14 protein-coding genes are annotated in these 21,011 nt (G+C 61.0%); 10 read left to right on the forward strand and 4 right to left on the reverse strand.

Features of this window, described 5'->3' with window-relative positions:
* Positions 1-81 precede the first annotated feature (81 nt).
* Both HQL56_03020 and HQL56_03025 read left to right on the forward strand, forming a co-directional pair.
* A complete protein-coding gene (locus HQL56_03020) occupies positions 82-1,908 on the forward strand; it encodes a BamA/TamA family outer membrane protein (GenBank protein MBF0308489.1) in 1,827 nt (608 codons plus the stop codon).
* Positions 1,908-5,768, forward strand: a complete 3,861-nt coding sequence (locus tag HQL56_03025; protein MBF0308490.1) for a translocation/assembly module TamB domain-containing protein — start codon at positions 1,908-1,910, stop codon at positions 5,766-5,768. Before HQL56_03020 ends, HQL56_03025 begins: the two co-directional genes overlap by 1 nt.
* 185 nt (positions 5,769-5,953) lie before the next feature.
* Here HQL56_03025 and HQL56_03030 read toward each other — a convergent pair whose 3' ends face one another.
* On the reverse strand, positions 5,954-8,017 hold the full coding sequence (locus HQL56_03030; GenBank protein MBF0308491.1) for a DUF3365 domain-containing protein: 2,064 nt from the start codon (positions 8,015-8,017) through the stop codon (positions 5,954-5,956).
* A 129-nt stretch (positions 8,018-8,146) separates the two neighbouring features.
* Here HQL56_03030 and HQL56_03035 point away from each other — a divergent pair, with 129 nt between their 5' ends.
* The 5 genes from HQL56_03035 to HQL56_03055 all read left to right on the forward strand — a co-directional run bounded on the left by HQL56_03035 (position 8,147) and on the right by HQL56_03055 (position 13,609).
* The gene (locus tag HQL56_03035) at positions 8,147-8,896 is read left to right on the forward strand and encodes a TIGR00266 family protein (protein ID MBF0308492.1); all 750 of its coding nucleotides are present in this window, start codon (positions 8,147-8,149) and stop codon (positions 8,894-8,896) included.
* A gap of 152 nt (positions 8,897-9,048) precedes the next feature.
* Positions 9,049-9,261 (forward strand): cold-shock protein, encoded by a 213-nt coding sequence (locus tag HQL56_03040; protein ID MBF0308493.1) that lies wholly within the window; start codon positions 9,049-9,051, stop codon positions 9,259-9,261.
* Positions 9,262-9,776: 515 nt separating this feature from the next.
* Entirely contained in the window at positions 9,777-10,586 is an 810-nt protein-coding gene (locus HQL56_03045) for an archaeosortase/exosortase family protein (GenBank protein ID MBF0308494.1), read from the forward strand.
* Complete coding sequence (locus HQL56_03050) at positions 10,583-11,110, forward strand: hypothetical protein (GenBank protein MBF0308495.1); 528 nt, start codon at positions 10,583-10,585, stop codon at positions 11,108-11,110. Before HQL56_03045 ends, HQL56_03050 begins: the two co-directional genes overlap by 4 nt.
* Positions 11,111-11,176: 66 nt before the next feature.
* Entirely contained in the window at positions 11,177-13,609 is a 2,433-nt protein-coding gene (locus tag HQL56_03055; protein ID MBF0308496.1) for a hypothetical protein, read from the forward strand.
* A 171-nt stretch (positions 13,610-13,780) separates the two neighbouring features.
* Here HQL56_03055 and HQL56_03060 read toward each other — a convergent pair whose 3' ends face one another.
* On the reverse strand, positions 13,781-14,518 hold the full coding sequence (locus HQL56_03060; protein ID MBF0308497.1) for a Spy/CpxP family protein refolding chaperone: 738 nt from the start codon (positions 14,516-14,518) through the stop codon (positions 13,781-13,783).
* Between the two features lie 183 nt (positions 14,519-14,701).
* Between HQL56_03060 and HQL56_03065 the strand changes: the two genes are divergently transcribed.
* Both HQL56_03065 and HQL56_03070 read left to right on the forward strand, forming a co-directional pair.
* The gene (locus tag HQL56_03065) at positions 14,702-15,400 is read left to right on the forward strand and encodes a DUF1990 domain-containing protein (protein MBF0308498.1); all 699 of its coding nucleotides are present in this window, start codon (positions 14,702-14,704) and stop codon (positions 15,398-15,400) included.
* 25 nt (positions 15,401-15,425) lie between these two features.
* A complete protein-coding gene (locus HQL56_03070) occupies positions 15,426-15,845 on the forward strand; it encodes a hypothetical protein (protein MBF0308499.1) in 420 nt (139 codons plus the stop codon).
* A gap of 7 nt (positions 15,846-15,852) precedes the next feature.
* On the opposite strand, the gene HQL56_03075 is transcribed toward HQL56_03070, so the two are convergent.
* Both HQL56_03075 and HQL56_03080 read right to left on the reverse strand, forming a co-directional pair.
* The gene (locus tag HQL56_03075) at positions 15,853-17,661 is read right to left on the reverse strand and encodes a diguanylate cyclase (protein MBF0308500.1); all 1,809 of its coding nucleotides are present in this window, start codon (positions 17,659-17,661) and stop codon (positions 15,853-15,855) included.
* Between the two features lie 186 nt (positions 17,662-17,847).
* Complete coding sequence (locus HQL56_03080) at positions 17,848-18,693, reverse strand: aldo/keto reductase (GenBank protein ID MBF0308501.1); 846 nt, start codon at positions 18,691-18,693, stop codon at positions 17,848-17,850.
* A gap of 203 nt (positions 18,694-18,896) precedes the next feature.
* Here HQL56_03080 and recQ point away from each other — a divergent pair, with 203 nt between their 5' ends.
* Entirely contained in the window at positions 18,897-20,753 is a 1,857-nt protein-coding gene (gene recQ / locus HQL56_03085; GenBank protein MBF0308502.1) for a DNA helicase RecQ, read from the forward strand.
* Positions 20,754-21,011 lie beyond the last annotated feature (258 nt).

The raw sequence follows: 21,011 nt of genomic DNA on the forward strand, positions 1-21,011 counted from the left end.
CCTTGCAACGCTTGGACACTTCCGCTCAAGGTACGTATCTTTGACAGGTGTGTTGACCGGCAACGTTGCAGAGTCTCCTCCATGATGCCTTTTCCCGCCAGGGTCCTTTTGTCGGCCCTGATGCTTTTTCTGCCGCCGTTCCTCTCCGCTCTGGCCGAAGAGGAGGATGGCTCGACGCCGGAAGGGGTCGAGGAGCCCAAAGCTGCCTACAGCTTCGAAATACGCGGGGTCGACGACCGGGAGATGCTCACCGCCATGGACGAAGCCTCGCTGCTGCGCACCCTGGCCGCCCGCCCGCCCGCCTCCCTGGCGGGTATCCAGCGCCGCGCCGAAAAGGATCAGGAGACGCTTCTTTCCATCCTGCAGGCCCACGGCTTCCACGCTGCCACCGTGGAACGGCTGATGAACCGGGATGCCAAACCCGTGGAAGTGGTGTTTCTGGTCACCCCCGGCCCCCTCTACCACCTCGGCGAGGTGCGGCGGCTGGACAAGGGACACGCGGAAAGCGACTCCCCCTGGTACGAACTGCCTCCGGAAAAGGCCCTGCAGCCCGGAGAACCCGCCCTGACCGCCAACCTCCTCCAGGCCATGAACCGCCTGCCGGAGGGATTGCGCCGCACGGGGTTTCCCCGGGCCCGGCTGTTGTCTCATCAGGCCCGGCTCGATCACGACCTGCGACTGGTCAGTCTCGACATCTTTCTGGAAAGCGGCCCCAAGGCGCGTTTCGGCAACCTGGAAATCACCGGTCTGCAAACCGTTCAGGAGTCCCATGTGCGGCATCTGCTGCCGTGGCGCGAGGAAGAACTCTTCGACGAACGGCGTTTGCAGGAGTTCCGTCACCGGCTTCTGGAAACCGGCCTGTTCCGAGCCACCCATCTGGAACCGAACGATACTCTCGACGACCAGGGACGCATTCCCCTGCATCTGCATCTGGAGGAGGCCGAACAGCGCACCTTCGGAACCGGGGTACGCTACGCCAGCACCCTCGGACTGGGGGCCAGCCTCTTCTGGGAGCATCGCAATCTGCGGGGCGAGGGACAGAACCTGCGCGGCGAACTGGAAGGCGCGCAACGTTCCCAAAGCCTCTCCCTCTCCTTCGTGCAACCCGATCTGCGGGACAAACGACTCACTCTGACGGCCAAGGCGGGCCATGAAAATCTGGAAGCCTACAAAAAAAGCGCCATGGAGACGAGCGCCTTTCTGGAAAGTGACCTGCCCCGAAGCTGGAAGGGACGCCTGGGGGTCAGCCTCGAACACGCCTTTCTGCAGGATCTGGGTCGCCTCGACGATAAAAGCAGCCGTTCCACCCTGCTGGGTCTGCCCCTGAAGCTCTGGCACGACACCACCGACGACCGGCTCGACCCCCTGACGGGACATCGCTACACCCTGACGGCCATCCCCTATCTGGGCAACCACGGCGGTACCACCGAATTCCTGCGGTGGCAAGGGGAAGTCACCCGTTACCACCCCCTGGGACAACGTCACAATCTGACCGCCGCCTGGCGCCTTTCCGGCGGCAGCATCGGGGGAGCCCCTCTCGTCCGGATTCCGGCGGATAAACGCTTTTTCATGGGTGGCGGCGGCACCTTGCGCGGCTACGGTTATCAGTTGGCCGGGGATCTGGATGAAGAACTCGACCCCACCGGCGGGCGCTCCTTTCTGGGCGCGGGGGTGGAGTTACGCTATCGGGCCACCCCCCTGCTGGGCATCGTGCCCTTTCTGGAGACGGGACGCAGTTTCGAAAATCCCCTGCCCGACAGCACCCATCTGCTCACCGGAGCCGGGCTGGGACTGCGCTATTTCACCCCCGTCGGCCCCCTGCGACTCGATCTGGCCGCCCCCTTCACCCACCGCTCCGAGATCGACGCCCCCTGGCAGGTGCATTTTTCGTTGGGACAGGCCTTCTGATGCCCCGCCTCCGCTGGAAACGTCTGTTCCGAATCGCCTTACCGCTGCTGCTGATACTGGCCATACCACCCTTTTTGCTGGGCACGGAATCCGGGTTGCAGGCCCTCCTGCACCTGAGCCAACCGTTGTTGAAAACAATCGGGATCGCCCTGCCCAACGCCTGTCAGGGTCGCATTGCCGGGGCCTTGCGCTGCGAAAAGGTCCTCCTCTCGGACGACAACGGCGTTTGGCTGAGTCTGGACAACCTCGCCGCGGAGTGGGACTGGCGGGCCATTGAGGAGCGCCGGTTACGACTGCACAGCCTTCGCGCCAGCCAGGTTCATCTGCAACGCCTTCCCGAAACGACCGGCAGTGCGCCGACCTGGCCCCTCATCGACATCGCCCGGCTGGAAGCCCCGACAATCACCCTCGATGCCGCCGTGGCGGGCCGGGCCACCACCCTCTCCCTGGCCGGTCGGGCCACCTTGCAAACCGACGGCGCTCTCGATGGCCTGCTGGAACTCACCGCGCGGGAAGGCAGCGACCTCTCCTTGCGTCTCGAAGGCCGCATCGCCGGGGAGATCACCCTCTCGGCGCGATTGAGGGAATCGGCGGGTGGTCTGCTGGCCAAAGGGGGTCCTCTGCTTCTCGACCTGACGGGAACGGGCCCCCCGGACAACTGGAAGGGCCAATTCCAGGGGGAACTGCCCGGCCAATTGACCCTGAAGGGAGAGATCGAAGCCTCCTGGCCCTCCCGCCGGATCCAGGGCCGCCTGATCGCGCATCAGGCCCACCCCTTGATCCGGGAAGGGGTAACGGGCCTTTTCGCCCTGGCCCCGGTGGAAAAAGGCTGGGAGCTGCGCAACCTCCGCTTGCAGGGGTCGGGTTGGTCGGTGCAGGGGGATGTCGCTCTGTCGGATACGAACGCCCTCTCCGGCACCCTGACCAGCAACCTGTCGAAAGATGGCCCCTGGTCCTCCTGGAGCAACGGTGCGGTCGAGGCCGCCGAGTTGCAATGGAGTCTCTCCGCCAACCTGTCGGAGCCCCACCTGTCGGGCCGGGGCCGGGTGATCTCCCCCCTGGCCGAAACGGTGCATCTGCACCTCGACGGGGAGCCACTGCCCCAGGCGCGTATTCAGGGAGGTTTGCTGGCCTCGGGGGTCCATCTGAAGAAGGGCGCCCTTCCCCGACCCGGACGACTGAATGTCGAGGTCGATCTGCCCCCCTGGACCGCAGGATCGGAGCTGCCCCCCCTTCCCCTTCGAGCCGATTGGCAGGACCTGTCCAGCGGCCGGAAGGAGATCGACGCCCTCCTGGGCAAAGAGATTCGTGCCACGGCCCGTCTTCAGTTTCCGTCCGGCCAGCGTTTCCATCTCGACAATCTGGAAATACTCGGCAAGGGGGCCCGGCTGAAAGGCACGATTCAGGGCGACTCCGCAACCTGGGGCGGTCCCCTGCAACTGGAGGTGGACAATCTGTCCCTGGCTCTCGGGGAAGTGGGCGGCAAACTGCGGGCCGACTCCCACCTCCTGATCCGGCAAGGTGACTTTCAACTGACCGGTCGGCTCAGGGGCGAAAAACTCACTGCGGCGGGTCTGACGGGGGGGAGTTGGCAAAGCCGGCTGGATCTCTCCCCCCACGGGCTGGAGCTTCGGGAAATTACCCTGGCCCTCGGCGGCATCACAGGATCCGGCTGGCTGACCCTGCCGGAAAAGGGTGATCTCCGGGCCAACCTCGCCTTTTCGGCACCTCGGTTCGTTTGGGCGGAGCAACTCACCCTGGCGGGAGCGGAAGGCACTCTTCTCCTCGAACCCGTCGAGAAACGGACCGTGGCTCGTCTGCGCCTCAACGCGGAACATCTGCGTTCCGGAAGCCACCTCTCCGCAAAGGCCATCACCCTGGATGGCGAAAGCACCGATCCCTTCGGTGCTGCCAACGGAACCTGGCGCTGGCAAAGCCGGGAGGGATTCGCCGGTCCGCTGATCTGGGATCGCGCCACCGGCAAGGGACAACTCCTTGCGACCGGATCCACCTTTCAGGTCGATACCACCCGCCAAAAGGACCGGGGTCGGCTGGAGGGCCGGTTCAACCGGGAAGCCACCGGTTGGCAACTGCAGCTGGAGCAACTCCGTCTGACCACTCCCGCCCATCAGGTCACGCTGACCCGTCAGACCACCCTGCATGTCAGCCCGAAAGGCAGCGTTTCGGGACAGGCCAACCTGCTGCTGGACGAGGCCCCCTTGGAGCTGCAAGCCTCCCTGACCGCCAGCGAAATCGATCTCACCGCCCATGGCAAAAACCTTCCTCTGGCCCTTCTGGCCCTTTGGCAACCGGATCCGGAACTGACCGGGACCGCCGACTGGCAACTCTCCGTTTCCGGCCCCCGTCTGGCCCCGAGGGGAAGCATGCGGGTGGAAAGCCGGGGCATCGGCGTACCTGCGGCCCGGCTGCACGGTTTGCACGGTGTGGTCGAGGCCCGTCTCTCTGCGGAACGACTCGATGCCTCGCTCTCTCTGGAGGGTCTGCCCGGCCAGCCCCTCTCCGCACGAGTAGCCCTGCCCCTGATCCCCAACCGGGACGGGTTACCGCAACTCTCCCCCCACGCCCCTCTCTCCGGGCATCTCTCCTGGAAAGGCCCGCTGGAGGAGATCGGGGGTCTGCTGCCCTGGCCCACCCATCAGGTACAGGGCACCCTGGGCCTGGAAGCCTCTTTGAGTGGCAGCGGTGACTCCCCGCTGGTGAAGGGATCCTGGGAGCTGGCGGACGGAACCTACGAAAATCTCGAATGGGGCACCCTGCTGCGCCAGATGATTCTGAAAGGCTCCTTTGCCTGGCCCGGAAGCCTGGAAGCCACCTTCCAGGCCACCGACGGCAAGCGGGGCAAGGTGAACGGGCAGTTGGCCGCCCCGCTGTCCCGCGATATCTGGCCCCCGCCATTTCAGGGAGAGGTGACCATGCATCGTCTGCCCCTGGCCAAACGGGACGACCTGCGCCTGGTGCTGGATGGCTCCGCAGCCCTGATGCCCACCCCGGACGGTCATCTGCTGCAAGGACGGCTGACCTGCCGATCGGCGGAGATTCACCTGGCCGAATCCGCCGCCGCCCGCATTCCGAAGTTGCACATCGTGGAAGGCGGGGTGGACGCCTCGCCCAAACCCCGGCAGGAGCCGGTTGCCACCCGTCGGGTTCTGCTCGACCTGCAGGTGGATGTACCAAACCGGGCCTTCGTGCGAGCCACCGATCTGGAGAGCGAATGGCAGGGGCGGGTGAATATCGGTGGGTACCTGGAGGAGCCGACCTGGCGTGGTACCCTCTCTCTGGTCCAGGGCCGTCTCGGCGTTCTTGGCAAAACCTTCCAGATGGAACAAGGCCAGGTAGTGCTGAACGGCGCCGAGCCGCCGCAATTGAACCTGCAGGCCACCCACCAGAGCCAGAGCCTCAAGACCCTGGTTCTGATAAGCGGCACCAGTCGCGCCCCGGAGATCGCCGTCTCGTCGGTGCCCTCGCTGCCGCGTGACGAGATCCTCTCCCGGCTGCTTTACGACAAGGGCATGGGCAATCTGGGGCCGGGCGAAGTGCTGGCCGTGGGCCGTGCGGCGTCGAAACTGGCGGGATTGGGCACGGAAGGCCCAGGCATGGTGGATCAGGTGCGCAACGCCCTGCGCCTGGATGTACTCTCCTTCGGCGCGGCTTCGGGGCCCGGCGTCGAGGTGGGCAAATACCTAAAGGAGGGACTCTATGTCGGCGTGGAACAGGGCATGACCGCTGACTCGGCGGCCATCAAGACCCAGATCGATCTCTCCCCGAGGGTGGTGCTGGAAACCCGCACCTCCCAGGACAAGGGGGCCGATATCGGGGTGAATTATAAGATAAATTACTAGGGCGTGTTGACATTCACCATCTTTTGGTCCCTGGCCGCGTTGCAATCCGGTTCGGAATGCTCATGTAGGCGAGCTACACTCCGCTTCCTCACCGTCTTGCGCCTTGCCAGGAACCAAAATCTGGCAAATGTCAACACGCCCTAGCAGATACTGTTCCCACGACCACCCTGTCTCCACGGGTGTTCTCAATCCTCGAAGCGACCGCGTATTTCCACGATCTGGGGCAACACCCGCAGAAAACAGGTCACCAGGAAGGGATCGAAAGCCTTGCCGCTGTTGGTTACCACCTCCCGCACCGCCTGCTCCACGCTCCAGGCCTTCTTGTAGGGGCGTTCGGAGGTCAGAGCATCGAAAACATCCGCGATGGCGCATACCCGCCCCGGAAGGGGGATCTCCTCACCCGAGAGTCCCAGGGGATAGCCCGCGCCGTCCCAGCGTTCGTGATGGGTCAGGGCGATGATGTGGGCCATCTTCATCGGCTCCATGGTGAAACCTTGCAGCATCGAAGAGCCGATAACCGAATGCTCCTTGATCGCCTCGTACTCCTCGGGCGTCAGTCGCCCCGGTTTGAGCAGGATGCTGTCGGGAACCCCGATCTTGCCCAAATCGTGCATCGGCGCGGCACAGAGCATCACCTCGCACTGCACCTCCGGAAGACCGGCCTCCCGGGCCAGGCAGGCGGCATAGTGGCTCATGCGCACCACATGGTTGCCGGTATCGATATCGCGGTACTCCGCCGCCATGCCAAGGCGATGAATCAGGTCGAGACGAGCCTTCTTCAGCTCTTCGTTCTGGGTGGCGATGGCCTCTTCCATGCGGTGCCTCTCCACCACGCCCGCCAGCACGCCCGCCACGGAGGTGAGGAACTTCTCCTCTTCTTCATTGCGCACATGGCCCTCATCCAGGTAAAGGGTGAGGAGGCCTTCCAGCCGATCCTGGGATGAAAGCATCGGCACACAATAGTGGCCGTGGGGCAGCATATGGGGATGCCGGATGGCATGCCGCTCATCCACCCGATCGGAAAAGACCAGTTGCCGGGTGTTGATCGCCATCCCGCAATGGCAGAGTCCCGGCTTGATGGTGCGACAGGTCTCCCGCAAAGAGGCGGAAAAACCGCGCTGCACACACAGACCCACCACGCCCATGTCATCGGCCCGGGCCAGGAAAATGGCCCCTTTGCGCTGTGACATCAGCCAGGGAAAGGCCAACAGCGCGTCGAGCGCCTCGGCCATCTGATCCTGCAGTGGCCGGCGGCTCACCGCATTGCGCAGAATGTCGTTGACCACGGTTTGCTGGCGCAGGAACATCTGAACGCGGCGTTGCGCCAGGGAGCGTTCGGAAATCTCCCGGGTCAGGCGCAGATGGGACTCTTCCAGTTCGCCCAACTGGCGGCGCAGCGCCTGACGCGACTCCACCAGCACCGAAGACATCCGGTTGAAGGAGATAGCCATGGCGCCGATTTCGTCATTTTGCCCGTCGTTGATGCGCTGCACCACATCAGGATTTGCCGCCACCCGTTCCATGGTGGCCCCGAAACCCAGAAGACGCCGGTTGACCAGTCGCTCGAAGAAAAAGTGAATGCCCAGCCAGATGGCGATGAAAAGCAGGCCGAAAACCGCCGCCACCATCAGGGCGCTGCTGCGCAACGGCTCGGTGACATGGCGCGCATCGATGGAAACCACCATCGCGGCAATCACCTCCCCCGTTTTCCAGCCGAAGCCATGGCTGTTTCCGTAGCGTTCGACCACCGTCTGAGGAGCCTTGGAGGCTTCTCCGTGGCAGTGCAGACACCCCTCCTCGACCTTGACGGGACGAGCCAGGAAAAAGTGGTCCCCGTTATCCGTGAACCCCGAAATTTCTTTCTTCGAAGAAGCCTGACGAAACTGATGAATCAGGGCCTCTTCCTCGGGAGTGGCCCGATTGGCGGCATTGAGAGGATTCAGGGAAGGCTGCCGGAGGTGATAACCTTCGGCCATTTGGTGGAACCGGTCAAAGATGCGGGCCGTGACGAAGGTGCTGGAATGGGTCTCCAGGGAAAAACCCCGCCCGGAACGATCCATGGCCGGACGCAATTCCTCCTTGACGAACTCCCGTGAGGCCGAGGCAAACTGCAGCATCAGTTCCGCCCGATCGCGAAACTGCTGCACCAGTCCTCTGGCGCTGGTTCGACCGAACCACCAGGCATCCCCGAGGATTACCAGCAGCAGGACGACCGTTATGGCGGAAAGAAATCGGGTCTTTAGCGACATCGTCCTTGAATCGGGCGTAAGATGGAGTTTCTCTCCGTGATTTGACGTATAAGTGGCATTGTGCAATGTTTCCATGTACACGGCAAGGATGAGGAATTCATTTCAAACATCAAAAGGAGCCGGATAACCATGCAGTGTCATGAAGTCGATTATCGCATTTTGGGAACGGACACCCAGTTGGTGGAAGTTGTGCTGGATCCGGGTGAAACCGTCATCGCCGAAGCCGGCGCCATGAACTACATGGATGGTGGCATCCGCTTCGAAACCCGGCTCGGTGACGGTTCCCGTCCAACCAGCGGTTTTTTCGGCAAACTCTGGGATGCCGGCTCCCGCATGTTGACGGGAGAGTCCCTCTTTTTAACTCACTTCAGCAACGAAGGCCCCGGTCGTCAAACGGTTGCCTTCGCCGCGCCGTCTCCCGGTCCGGTCATCCCGGTCCATCTGGGAGAGATCGGCGGTGAAATCCTCTGTCAGAAAGACGCCTTCCTGGCCGCCGCGCTGGGTACCCGCATCAGCCTGGGCTTCAACCGCCGACTGGGCAGCGGCTTTTTCGGCGGCGAAGGATTCATCCTGCAGAAACTTCAGGGTGATGGTCTGGTCTTCATCCACGCCGGCGGATGCGTGGTCGAGAAACGACTCGACAACAGCACACTTCTCGTCGATACCGGATGCCTGGTCGCTTTCACCCCCGGAATCGATTTCGATATTCAACTCGCCGGGGGGCTCAAATCGATGATCTTCGGCGGAGAGGGCCTCTTTCTGGCCACCTTGCGCGGCACCGGACGGGTCTGGCTGCAAAGCATGCCCTTCTCCAGACTGGTGGAACGCATTGCCGCCGGCCTGCCCAAACCCCCCGCCAACCGGGAAGATCGAACCTGAAAAAAATCGTCCGGAACGATCCATTTTTCTGTTTACAGAATCCCCCCACTGTGGTACAAGAACACAACCAGCCGGCAGGTTTGCTTCGATTCACAAGGCGTGTTAGGGCTCTGCCGTGGTTCATCTTCAATTCTTATGGAGTATCGGGTAACATGGCAGACCGGGAAACGGGAACCGTCAAGTGGTTCAATGAGAGCAAAGGTTTCGGATTCATTCAGCGGGAGCAGGGTCGTGGGGACGTCTTCGTCCATTTCAGCGCCATCTCCGGTTCCGGCTTTCGCACGTTGAATGAAGGCCAACGGGTTGAGTTCACCGTCACACAAGGGGAAAAAGGGCCCAAAGCGGAGAACGTTGCCCCGATGTAATCCCCACCCGGTTCTGGCCGGAATTGATTGAAATGAAAAGCTCCCGTCTTTCCCGGCGGGAGCTTTTTTATCGGTACCGAGCTTCATCAAAAGCTCCCGCCCTTCCCGGCGGGAGCTTTTTTTGGTTCTGGTGTCGACAGTTGCCGGATTTTGCTTCCTGGCAAGGGGCAAGAGGGTGCGGTAGCGGAATGCCGTTGCCTGCATGAGCCTTCCGAACTACAACCCGGACAGAAAAGAGGGTGGATGTCCACACCCCCCGTTCAAAGGTAAACACGTTGGCCATGCCATCCAAGCACCTCCTCCAACCACGGAATAATTTCTCTGGATGGCCAAACAATACAGGTATAATCTGTCCCAAAATGATATCGTCTGTGGTCCATTGTCGAACGTTGATACCGGGCAGACCTAATCACGCAAAATTAGGAATGTAATCATTCCGAAAGATCGTTAAAGATTGAAGAAATAATCGATTTAAAGAGTTTTGTAATTTACTCCAAACAATAATGAGTATTTTGGTGAATTATTCCAGTGATCCACACGGCCATCGCCTGTCCCGACGCCTGTTGGTGGGAATTCTGGTGGCGGAGGTGCTGGCCTTCTGGCCGGTCTGGCTGTGGTATGCGAGACGGCTATTGGCCGACCCGGAAGGCTGGGGGAGTTTGATGGCCTTGCTGGCGGCGGCGGCAACGCTCTTTCGTGTCGAGCCTGACGACCGGCACCCTGCCACGGATCCCCTGATGTGGGCATCCTGGGCTGTGCTGCTCTACGCCATGGGCTTTCTGTTCCTGCCACCGTTGCTCCATATGATCCTCGCTGTGGCGGCGCTGGGTATCACCCTGCATACAGGGCTTGCAGGCCGACTCCCGTCATGGCCTTTCTGGGGGTTGCTGCTGTTGGTCTCGCCGCTGATCCCCTCTTTGCAGTTTTATCTGGGATTTCCCATGCGGTGGGTCTCGGCCGCCGTGGCTGCCCTGCTGCTCAACCTGCAGGGATGGCCCGTCCAACATCAAGGGGTGTCACTGGTGTGGGGGCCGCACATGCTGCCGTTCGATGCCCCGTGTAGTGGTGTCCGGATGTTGTGGTCGGGGTTGCTGGTGACCTGGTTCCTTTGTGGTTGGCAGCGTGCCTCGGCGTTGCGAACCGCCGCGATGACCGGCTTATGCCTGGTTTTGGTGCTGCTGGGCAATGGTCTGCGCGGCGCCAGCCTGTTCCACGTCGAAGGCAGCCCAATCCCCTGGCCACCCTGGGTCCACGAGGGAGTGGGGTGGGTGGTGTTTCTCGGCATCACCATGATTCTGGCCATCGTGGCCTTGCGCCGGCCATGAATTCCGCCGTATGGCGTCTTCTGCTATTATGCCTCGCCGCTGGGCTGATCCCCTTCTGGCCGTCGTCGTTCCAGAAAACACCCCCGCAAGAATATCAGGAATCCTTTGCCGGCTGGCCCCGGGAGTGGCAGGGTCTTCCCCTTCGGCAACTGCCTCTGGCCGATTATGAACAGGCCTTCGGGACCGGTTTTCCGGGCCGTCTGGCCCGGTTCACCGATGGGCGACGGCAGATTGTCATCCGCTGGATCACCCAGGCAACCCGCAAACTGCACCCCGCCTCCGATTGTTTCCGCGCCCTGGGCTACGACATCTCCCCGCTTCCCGCCGCGCGTACTTCCAAGATACACCACCTGCACTGTTTCCTTGCCACCGCCCAACGGGACAAATTCCATGTCTGTGAATGGGTGCAGGATGACCGGGGCGGACAGTGGTCGGATATCTCCCAATGGTTCTGGCAGGCGTTGATGTCTCCGGAAAGCGGTCCGTGGTGGTCCTACACGGTTGCTGAACCGCTCTCGCCATAAACCGAAGAGAATGTTACATTGCTCCAATATGAAGACTTATTCCACTTCTAATCCGGGTGCGACGCCATGAATCAAGCCCCCTCGAAAGATCCAGGCTACCTGTTGTTGGTCACCGGCACGTTGATCCCGGTGACCGCATTCCTCATCGAACTCCTTTACGGCTGGTGCGCGGAAGCTTTCTTCGACCCCCTGCCGACGCTCGGGCACACGTTGCTCGTGGCGTCGGTGCCGCTGGTCAATGGCATGCTGTGGCTGGCCATTCGCCGAGGAGGCGACTGGAACTGGAACGGGCTTTTTCTCCTCAATATGGCCACCATGGCCATCGCCGGCCTTTATACCCTGATTTTTGCGCCGCTGACCCCGTTTGCCGTGATGGCCATTATCTTCTTCGGGATCGGGTTATTGCCGATGGCCCCCTTGTCGGCGTTCGTTGCAAGCATCTCGATCTATCGGCGATATGTTCGCCACAGGTGTTCCTTCACCCCTGGAAGGGTTTGGTTGACGGGAAGTTTCAGCGCCCTCGTGGGAATCATGCTGTTGGCCGTGGCCGAACTGCCCGTTGTCGCCACTATCATTGGCGCCCACTGGGTGGCGCAGGAAGAGGTGACCACCCAATCTCGGGGTTTGGCCTTGTTGCGCTTCATGGGTGATGAAGATTTCCTGTTGGGCCGCTGCTACTCCTGGAACTACAAAAGCGGCGGTCTTCTCAATACACTGGCCGGGCACCGTTTTCAGGTCTCCCCCACCGATATGCAGCGCGTCTACTACCGTGTGACAGGCATACCGTTCAATCAACTCCCCTACCCTTCCGGTTATCAGAACTTGTACAGGTTCGGTAACTTCCAATCCCGACTGGATCTTGGCGGAGAGCAGGTGGCGGGTCGGGTGCGCGGCTTGAACATGATCGCCTCGACACTTGATGGTTCCATCTCGGCGGCCAGCGGCCTGGGATATGTCGAGTGGACCGTGGAATTCAAGAATGACGCGCCCCTACAGGAGGAGGCACGCATGTTGATCGCCTTGCCACCGGGAGCCGTGGTCTCACGCGCCATGCTCTGGGTGAAGGGGGAGCCGCGCGAGGCGGTGATCGCCTCCAGAAAGAAGAGCCGGCAGGCCTATCAAAGCGTCGTTCACGCCAACCGGGATCCGTTGCTGGTGACCTCCCTGGGTGTGGACAGGTTGATGGTCCAGGCTTTTCCGATTCCTCCTGGGGGCGGCACACTCCGCTTGCTCCTGGGCATGACCACCCCGTTACATTGGCTGGATCGCCACCAGGGTCAACTGCGGCTTCCATTGGTGTTGGAACGGAATTTTTCCATACCGGCTGATTTCCGCCATGAAATCTGGTTGGCCTCCAAGGATCCCTTGTCCAGTGGGTTGCCACAACTGCTTCCCTCTTTTGTGGCGGGGGAACACCGGTTGAGGGGGGCGATTGATCATCCGACTCTGACGAACCACGGCGTCTCCATGACCGTGCGCACGGACCACCCGCCCGCCATGATCCGGGGCATGGACACCGTCGGCGCGGCACAGGAAGGGGAGAAGGAGCAGGTGGTCGTGCAACAGGTTGTATCCGTACATCAACCGCCCATCACAGCCTTGGGGATTGTCCTGGATGGTGGTCGGGTGGCGGCAACGGCGGTGGAGGCGCTGAGGAGATTTCTGCAACAACTCCCCGACACCTTGCCGGTCCACCTGGTTGTGGCCGGAGATACGCTGCGGTCGATCCCTCTGGCCCCCCTGGATGACCGGCAACGGGCGCGTATGATGGCGCTGTTGGCAGAGGTGTCCTTTGTCGGCGGACAGGATAATGCCAGGGGACTTGCCCATGCATTGGGTGAAATGGAATCCACGGATCAGGGGCGCATACTCTGGATACATGGCCCCCAGCCGGTTCATTTCATGGTGTCCGAAGCACAACTCACCCAACATGTTCAGCGGCTGCATAAGTTGACGCCGGTTTTCTCTCTGCCGATACAGGCAGGACCTGATCGCCTGTTGGAGAATGATTCCTTGGCACATTTGTGGGGGACCATGCCCTTGCAAGAGACCCTGGACGAAAGCCTCGCCCGGGTCGGGCAGGCATGGGTGAAGGGAGCGGATCACTGGATCGCCCAACGCCAGCGGGTGCCGAAGGAGGGAGACGACCTGCAACAACAGGACGGGCCGCAGGGGTCGCCCCATCTGGCTCGGCTGTGGGCTGTCGATGAGATCAAACGCCTTTTGGTTGATCCCTTGGGGAGCCACGGAAAGCGTACCGAGGAGAACCGAAATCAGGCGTTGGCCTTGTCGGTGCGTTATCGGTTGGTGACCCCGGTCAGCGGGGCGGTGGTTTTGGAGACCAACGAACAATACAAGAACAATGAACTGGAGCCCCCACCCGATTCGGCGTCAGCCCAAGTGCCGATCATTCCGGAGCCCGGTTTGGTGGGATTGATGCTGATCGTGATGGCCCTGCTGGCCATTTTGTACGGACGACAAAGGCGCAGCATGGCCTGAAGGAAGAGGCCCTCCGTCAAGAGACTATCGTGGCTTGGATAGGCTTTGATCCTCCGGGTCGATCTCTGGTTCCTCACCAGTACCTTCAAGCGGAAAAGCCGCTGATTGTATCGATTTCAAGCCGCCTCAATGCTCCCGCCCTTTCGGACGGGAGCATTTGTTGTCCCTCGGTCAACGGGCAACCGGCAGTAAAATCCCCGCCTTGGCCTTCTGCTCCGTACCCAGCACGGCATAAACCGCCGTAAAGGCCTGCAAGGCCTCGCGTTTGGCCTCCAATAAACGTTGCTGCGCCTCCAGATTGGCCTCCAATCCCGCCAATGCCGTCATATCCGCCAAAGGCGCCAGGGTGGTCAACACCTCACGGGCCATCCGATTCTGAGCATGCATGGCCGCCACGAAGTGGCTCCAGACCGTCTCCTGTTCCGCCCCAACCCCAATCTCCTCCCGCAGCATATCCAGTACTTCCGCCAGGGACTCTTGAGACAGATCCATCACCCGGATCCCCCCCAGATAGACCTGGTAAGAGCCTTCCGCCCCGGAGGAACCCATGCCGCCCATCTTTTTACAGCACTTGCCGCCCTTCTTGCCGCGACACATCTCCATGGTCATGGAGCCGGTTTCGTTCGCCGTATCACCGGACATCATGCCCCCCATGGCACCGTGGTCCATGCCGGCCATCGCCCCGGTCTCAGTCTCCCGCCCGCTCTCCTGAACCAATGGCGCCGGTTGGGTCGACTTGCGACACATATTCTTGCCCGAAGGGTTTACCTCGACCGACGGTGCCACATTCGCCGCAGCAACATGACCCTCATGCCCGGCAACCCCCGATTCGGCCCCGGCACCCATCCCCGAAAAAGCGATCCCTGCCCAGACCAACGCCGATAAGGCCAATCCTCTCCTGCTCTTCATCACGGACTCCATCTCCTTCGTCGGTATCGATTGCTCCCTGCGAAGTATGGTTCAACAGGGCGAGACGGCAGTCAATATTCTCCGAACCGACCTCCAAAAAAATTCCGGGGTTGACGTATGGCCCCTATCCTGCTAATCCCAGGATAGGCTCTCCTTTTCCCATTGCAGGAGTGGATCCTGGCCATGTCTTTTTCGCGACAGAGCGACCCCCGAGCGAGCTTCCTCCCCCCCTTTGCCCAGGGATTGGGAGTCGACAGCCCGAGTTTTCCCCTGGTCTCCTTCGATCGTCCCGGTACGGATCGCATTCGTGCCTTCCTGGCGAGTCAGGAAACGTTACCCTTCACCTATCCCGAACACGGTGCCTCTCGCACCTTTCCCCTGCCCGATACCCGACCCCTGGAAAAAAAGTACAAGGTCATCCATCACCGCTTCCATCTGGGACGGGGCATGGACACCTTTCATCGGGCCAGACGGGCGCTGTTGCGCTGGGAGATGTTCCAACTGGGCTGGGTTCTGCCCTGCTGGGCCGATACCCCGCAACACGAAGGAACCATTTTCGGCATTCTCAGCCGGGTCATGGGCGTCTGGACGGTACAAGCCTGTCGCATTTTGCTGCGATTCGACGACCCGGTGGAGAATGCCACGGGAATCGCTCGATGCGGGGTGGCCTACGGCACCACACCGGGCCATGCCATCATGGGCGAGGAACGCCTCTCCGTGGAATGGAACCCCCTGGATCAATCCGTCACCTACGAAATCTACTCCTTCTCCCGGGAAAGCCAGTTGCTGGTCAAAATCGTCGGGTTTCACCTGCGCGCGGTACAAAAACGCTTCGGGGAGGAGTCCTATCAAGCCATGATACGGGCCGCCAACACCCCGTGACCCATCTGCTTCGGAGTACACACTCATGACGGTTGTCTGGCGTGGATTGGTGGTTGCAGCGGCTTTGGCCATTCTGGCCGGATGTGGTCAATCGGGTTCGGGCCCCAGGGATGTGGCGTGGGACAAAGACACCTGCGAACGCTGCCAACAGGTCATCTCGGCGAAGAAATTTGCCGCCCAGGCCCGGGATGATCAGGGGAAATACCACCTCTTCGATGATTTCGGCGACATGGTCTTGTGGCTGGATGAGCAGAAGCTGCTGGATGGCAAGCGCCTCTTGTATGTGACGGACGTGGATTCGGGAGTCTGGATCGAGGCCCGCAAGGCCCGGTACTCCAGAGGCTTCAAGACCCCCAGAGGATTCGGCATCGCCGGTCATGCCCTGTTCAAAGAGGGGGATATCAGCTTTGGTCAGGCCGTGGCGGCCATCCTGTCACGAAAATGAATCACTCCTACCGATCGACGTGAACCCGGTCGCGACCACCGTGTTTGGCCTCGTACAGGGCCATGTCGGCCCGCTGCATGACCTGATCGAGGGATTCGCGCAACCGGCGGAAGGCGAGGCCGCAACTGATGGTCACCCGTTCTCCGGCCATGACCCCGGTAAAACTCAGTTGCCGAACCCTTTCCAGAATACGTTCCGTCAAACCCGTCATGCCGGGGCGATCATCACCGATCAGAAAAATCACGAACTCCTCCCCCCCCATGCGCACGGGCACATCCTCGCTGCGCACGCTCTCCAGCAACACCCCGGCCACCCGTTTCAACACTACATCCCCCTCCGGATGACCAAAGGTATCGTTGATGCGTTTGAAATGGTCGATATCAAAAGCCGCAACCGCCAAACCGGCCTGATGGCCCCGATCGTGTAAATCGCAGAGACGGGCCACGGAATCCCGCATGTAAAAGCGGGTGTAGAGTCCCGTCAATTGGTCACGGGTGGAAATCTGGTAGAATCGCTCCCGTTCCTTGTTCATGGTGTGCAGGATCATCTCCCGCTCCACCGCCACCCCCAGTGGAACACCAAGCTGCTGTAAAATATGCAAAGTCTCCTCTTCGATCTCCACCCTTTCGGAGAGCCCCAACACCGCCACCGAGTTGACCCGGTGCCGCTCCGGTGAAAAGAGCGGAATGACCAGCTCGTTGACCAGGCCGGGTTCCGAAACCCCTTTGTCCTCCGCCACCGGAAGGAGCAATACGGGCATTACCGGTCCCTTCCATCCTTCTCCCTCGATGGAGAGAAAGGCACGGTATTCCGCCGGGGCGTTGACCACCGCGCCACGATAATGGGTTTCGGGTCCCAGACGTACCACCTGATCATCCAGAAGACCATAAAAAACCAGACTGCAGACCGGCATGATCGGCGTCACCGAGGCCAAAAGCCCTTTGACCACCTCGGAAAAGTCGCGACTGAGCACCATCTGTTCCATGGACTGTCGCAGCAGTTTATTCAATTGCACCAGCCGATTAACATCCGTGTTGGTATAACTCATCAGAAATATGCCGCAATCCAACTCCTTGAGACGGGAAAAGATGAACGGGATCATCTCCGATCGCAGCAGACTGCCATGCTGCGGGGCAATGAGCCGCAGTGGCAGTTTTTCCAGTTTCAACAAACCCTGCAGCAGAATCTCCCGGCTGGGCATGTAGTGTTCGTGAAAGGAGCGGATTCCCTCCAGAACACCCTCGTCCGCAGCATAGAGCTGCGCCTTCTCGGTAAACCCCCCGAAAAGATCGCTGGAAAAGAGGGTGCCGGTGGCGGTATCGAAGGTGCAAAAAGCCCCTGGGGAGTGAAGATAGGGTGTGAAAACAAAGCGCAGCAGCCGATCCCCCAGACGCAGTTCCCACCCATTGGCCTCGATGCACATCAAGGGCAAGCGCAGGGCATAATGTTTCAGTAGAGCGTTGATGCGCCAATGGCTGACCACCACCGCATCCGTGCGACTCACCAGGCGGTCCACATGGGGCAGCACCCCGGTGATATCGGGATCCTGATGCTGACAGATGAAATAACGAATATTATCGAACGGAAGGATGCGCTCGATCTTGCGCTGCACCTCGGCGAAAAGCAGCACGGAACCGGGATCGATCAGCACCGACTGATCGCCCTCTTCGATCAGGTAGACATGACACTGGAAGGGGTCTCCGGGCATCAGGGAGCCGACCCACCAAACCCGAGGGGCAATTTCGACGGGACCGTCGAGAAGTGGTTGTGCGGGTGAAGCATCCCCTGAACTCGACTTTGCCTCGATTACGCTCATCCCGCCACCGCCTGGAATCATATTAGAAATAATAATCGATCCGATTTTGCTGCATCAAAATGAATCAGGAGGCGACCACACTCCTCCTGCGCTGCCGGACCAAACCCTGATATCAGTTTGCCGGAGAATCGCTGCCGGACACAAGGTTGCGTCTCATTGACCCGGCAATCGGGATAATTGCCAACGTCAAAGCAACAAAGTCACCCGGTCCCGCTCGGAAGCCGTCAGTTCAAAGGCGAAGATGGACAAATCCTCCTGCATGTGGAGGGATGAGGTTGTCCCGATCAGGGGAATGACGCCGATTTGGCTCAGATAACGGTAGAAGATCTGTTCCGGGCTGCGTTGATACGTTTTGGCCAGATCGTGCAGGGTGGCATGGGCCAGAAGGCCGGGATTGGCGGTCAAGGTCCAGAAACCCTGATAAAGAATCGCCTGTTCCCGGCAATAGGCGCGGATCTCCCGGTCATATCGGGTTGCCGCATAGAAGCGGTTTTGCAACACGGCGGGTTTTATCGAGCTGTTATCGTACACCTGAGCCAACAGAGCGGGATCATAACAGTTGCTGATCCCCAGTTGCTTCACCCCCCCGTTCCCCACCAACTCCTCCATGGCCTGCCAGACTTCCAGGGTTTGGGAAGGCGTCGGCAGGGGGGAATGCAGCAGCAGACAATCCAGATAGTCGGTTTGCAGATTAAGCAGCGATTGACGGAAAGACTGGGCCACCTGTTGGGACAACGTCGCCCGGGGATCATACGGAATGCGGGCCGGATCCTGCCCGCTCAGGGGAGTGAATTTGGTTTGCAGATAGAGTTCCGCTCGGCTCAAGCCCCGTTGCAATCCGGCGGCTACCCCCTGCCCCACCCCGGCTTCGTGGTAATGTTTGGGCTGGCAGGCGGTATCGATGCCGCGAAAACCCAGAAGAAGGGCCTGTTCCACCAATGGCGCGGTGCGCTCTTTCTTCCATGCGGTGCCATAAAGAAGCGGTGGCACCGTCACACCGCAGGCGGAAGTCAACATCCGATTGGGAGTCATGCCGGCCGCCTTGTCTTTCGGAGGGAAGGTCCGCAACATCTTGCCATCGATGGCCAGCGGGGAAAAAGGGATGGCGCTCCCGGAGTGGCTGAATTATCCTGGCCGTCGTAGCAGGAGGGAATCCCCTGCCGCAGGCCTGTGGAAAGCGGCAGCCCACCGCAGGCTGAACTTGCAGGTGGTTCACCTCTTTCGCGAGGCACTCCATGACGTTTTCCCGACAGCCCCCTGCTTCCCCGGACGCCGACCCGGCCCTGGCCCTGTTGCGACAACATTTCGGCTACGAGAATTTCCGAGGTTTCCAAAGAGAGGTCGTCGGCCATGTCGCCTCGGGCGGCGATGCCGTGGTGCTGATGCCCACCGGCGGGGGCAAGTCCCTCTGTTTCCAGATTCCCGCCCTGCTGCGACCGGGTGTCGGGGTGGTGGTCTCGCCGCTCATCGCCTTGATGCAGGATCAGGTCGGGGCGTTGCGTCAGAACGGCATTCGCGCCGCCTGCATCCATTCCGGCCTCAACGGACGCGAGGTCTGGCAGGTGGCCAATCAGGCTCGCGCCGGAGAGCTGGATCTGCTCTACATGGCTCCGGAGAGGCTTCTGCTGGACTCCTCCCTGGAACTGCTCTCCGATATCCCGCTGGCACTCTTCGCCATCGACGAGGCCCATTGCGTCTCCCAGTGGGGCCATGACTTCCGCCCGGACTATCTGGGTTTGTCGGTGCTGGCCGGGCGTTTCCCCGGCGTGCCGCGCCTGGCCCTCACCGCCACGGCGGATGTGCCCACCCGAGAAGAGATCGTGCAGCGCCTGCATCTGCAGGGGGCGCGCATGTTCGTCGCCGGGTTCGATCGACCCAACATTCGCTACCAGGTCACCTTCAAAAACAATCCGCGTCAGCAGTTGAAGACCTTTCTGGACGCCGAGCATCCCCACGACGCCGGAATCGTCTATTGTCTCACCCGCGTCAAGGTGGAAGAGACCGCCGAATGGCTGGTCAAACACGGACGAAAAGCCTTGCCCTATCATGCCGGATTGGATGGCGAGGTGCGCCGCCGCAATCAGGAGCGGTTTCTCTTCGAGGATGGCACCATCGTGGTGGCCACCATCGCCTTCGGCATGGGCATCGACAAACCCGATGTCCGTTTCGTGGCCCATCTGGATCTGCCCAAAAGCCTGGAAGCCTATTATCAGGAGACGGGCCGGGCGGGTCGGGACGGTCAACCCGCCGACGCTTTTCTGACCTACGGCATGGAAGATGTGGTCCTGTTGCGCCGTCTGATCGAAAGTTCGGATGCGGAAGAGCGTTTCAAGCGCATCGACCGAAGCAAGCTGGAATCCTTGCTGGCCTATTGCGAAACCACGACCTGTCGCCGTCGGGTGTTGCGCAACTACTTCGGCGAGGAGGCTCCCGTCGCCTGCGGCAACTGCGATACCTGTCTGCAACCGGTGGAGACATGGGACGGCCGGATCGCCGCCCAAAAGGCCCTCTCCTGTGTCTTTCGCACCGGGCAGAGCTTCGGAGTACTGCATCTCATCGATGTCCTCACCGGCAAGGAAACCGAACGGGTGGTGAATTTCGGCCATCAGAGACTCAGCACCTTCGGCATCGGCAAGGAGTTGAGTCCGGGGCAATGGCGGTCGGTCTATCGCCAACTGGTGGCTGGCGGCCATCTGGCGGTGGACGTGGAGGGCTTCGGTGGTCTGCGTCTGTGCGAATCGAGTCGCCCCGTGCTGCGGGGCGAGATTCCCCTCTTCTTTCGCCACGATCCGACTCCCGCGTCGGCAACCCCCGTCCGGGAACGCAAAAGACGGCAGCGACCCGCGACGGATTCCTCTTTCTCCCCCACTTCACCCTCGCTGTGGGAAGCGCTGCGCCTCCTGCGCCTGGAACTGGCCAAAGAGCAGGGCATGCCGCCCTACGTCATCTTTCACGACGCCACCCTGCGGGAAATCATGGCCGCCATGCCCTCCACCCTGGAGGAACTGGCCGAGGTTCACGGCGTCGGCACCAGCAAGCTCAAGAACTACGGCGAACAGGTCTTGAAGGTGGTCGCCGCCCATCGGGCCTGAAACGCACTCCAAATCGGGATAGGGGGGACCAGTAACCCTGGTCGTTCCCCTTCCATCTCATTCCATTTCTGTTTCATTCGTTCATTAATACGGGGGTCCGGGGGCGATTATCGCCCCCGGCGGAGGTTGGACTCGGGCCATCCATGGCCCTCGCCCTTCGGGCGCCGCTTTGCGGCGTCCAATTCGGCTTTCCTGCCGAATTGTGGAGGCAGAGCCTCCAAGGTTCTGTTATTGATTTTCTCTTGTTCTTTTATTCCC

The organism is Magnetococcales bacterium (assembly GCA_015231925.1).
Taxonomy (GTDB): domain Bacteria; phylum Pseudomonadota; class Magnetococcia; order Magnetococcales; family JADGAQ01; genus JADGAQ01.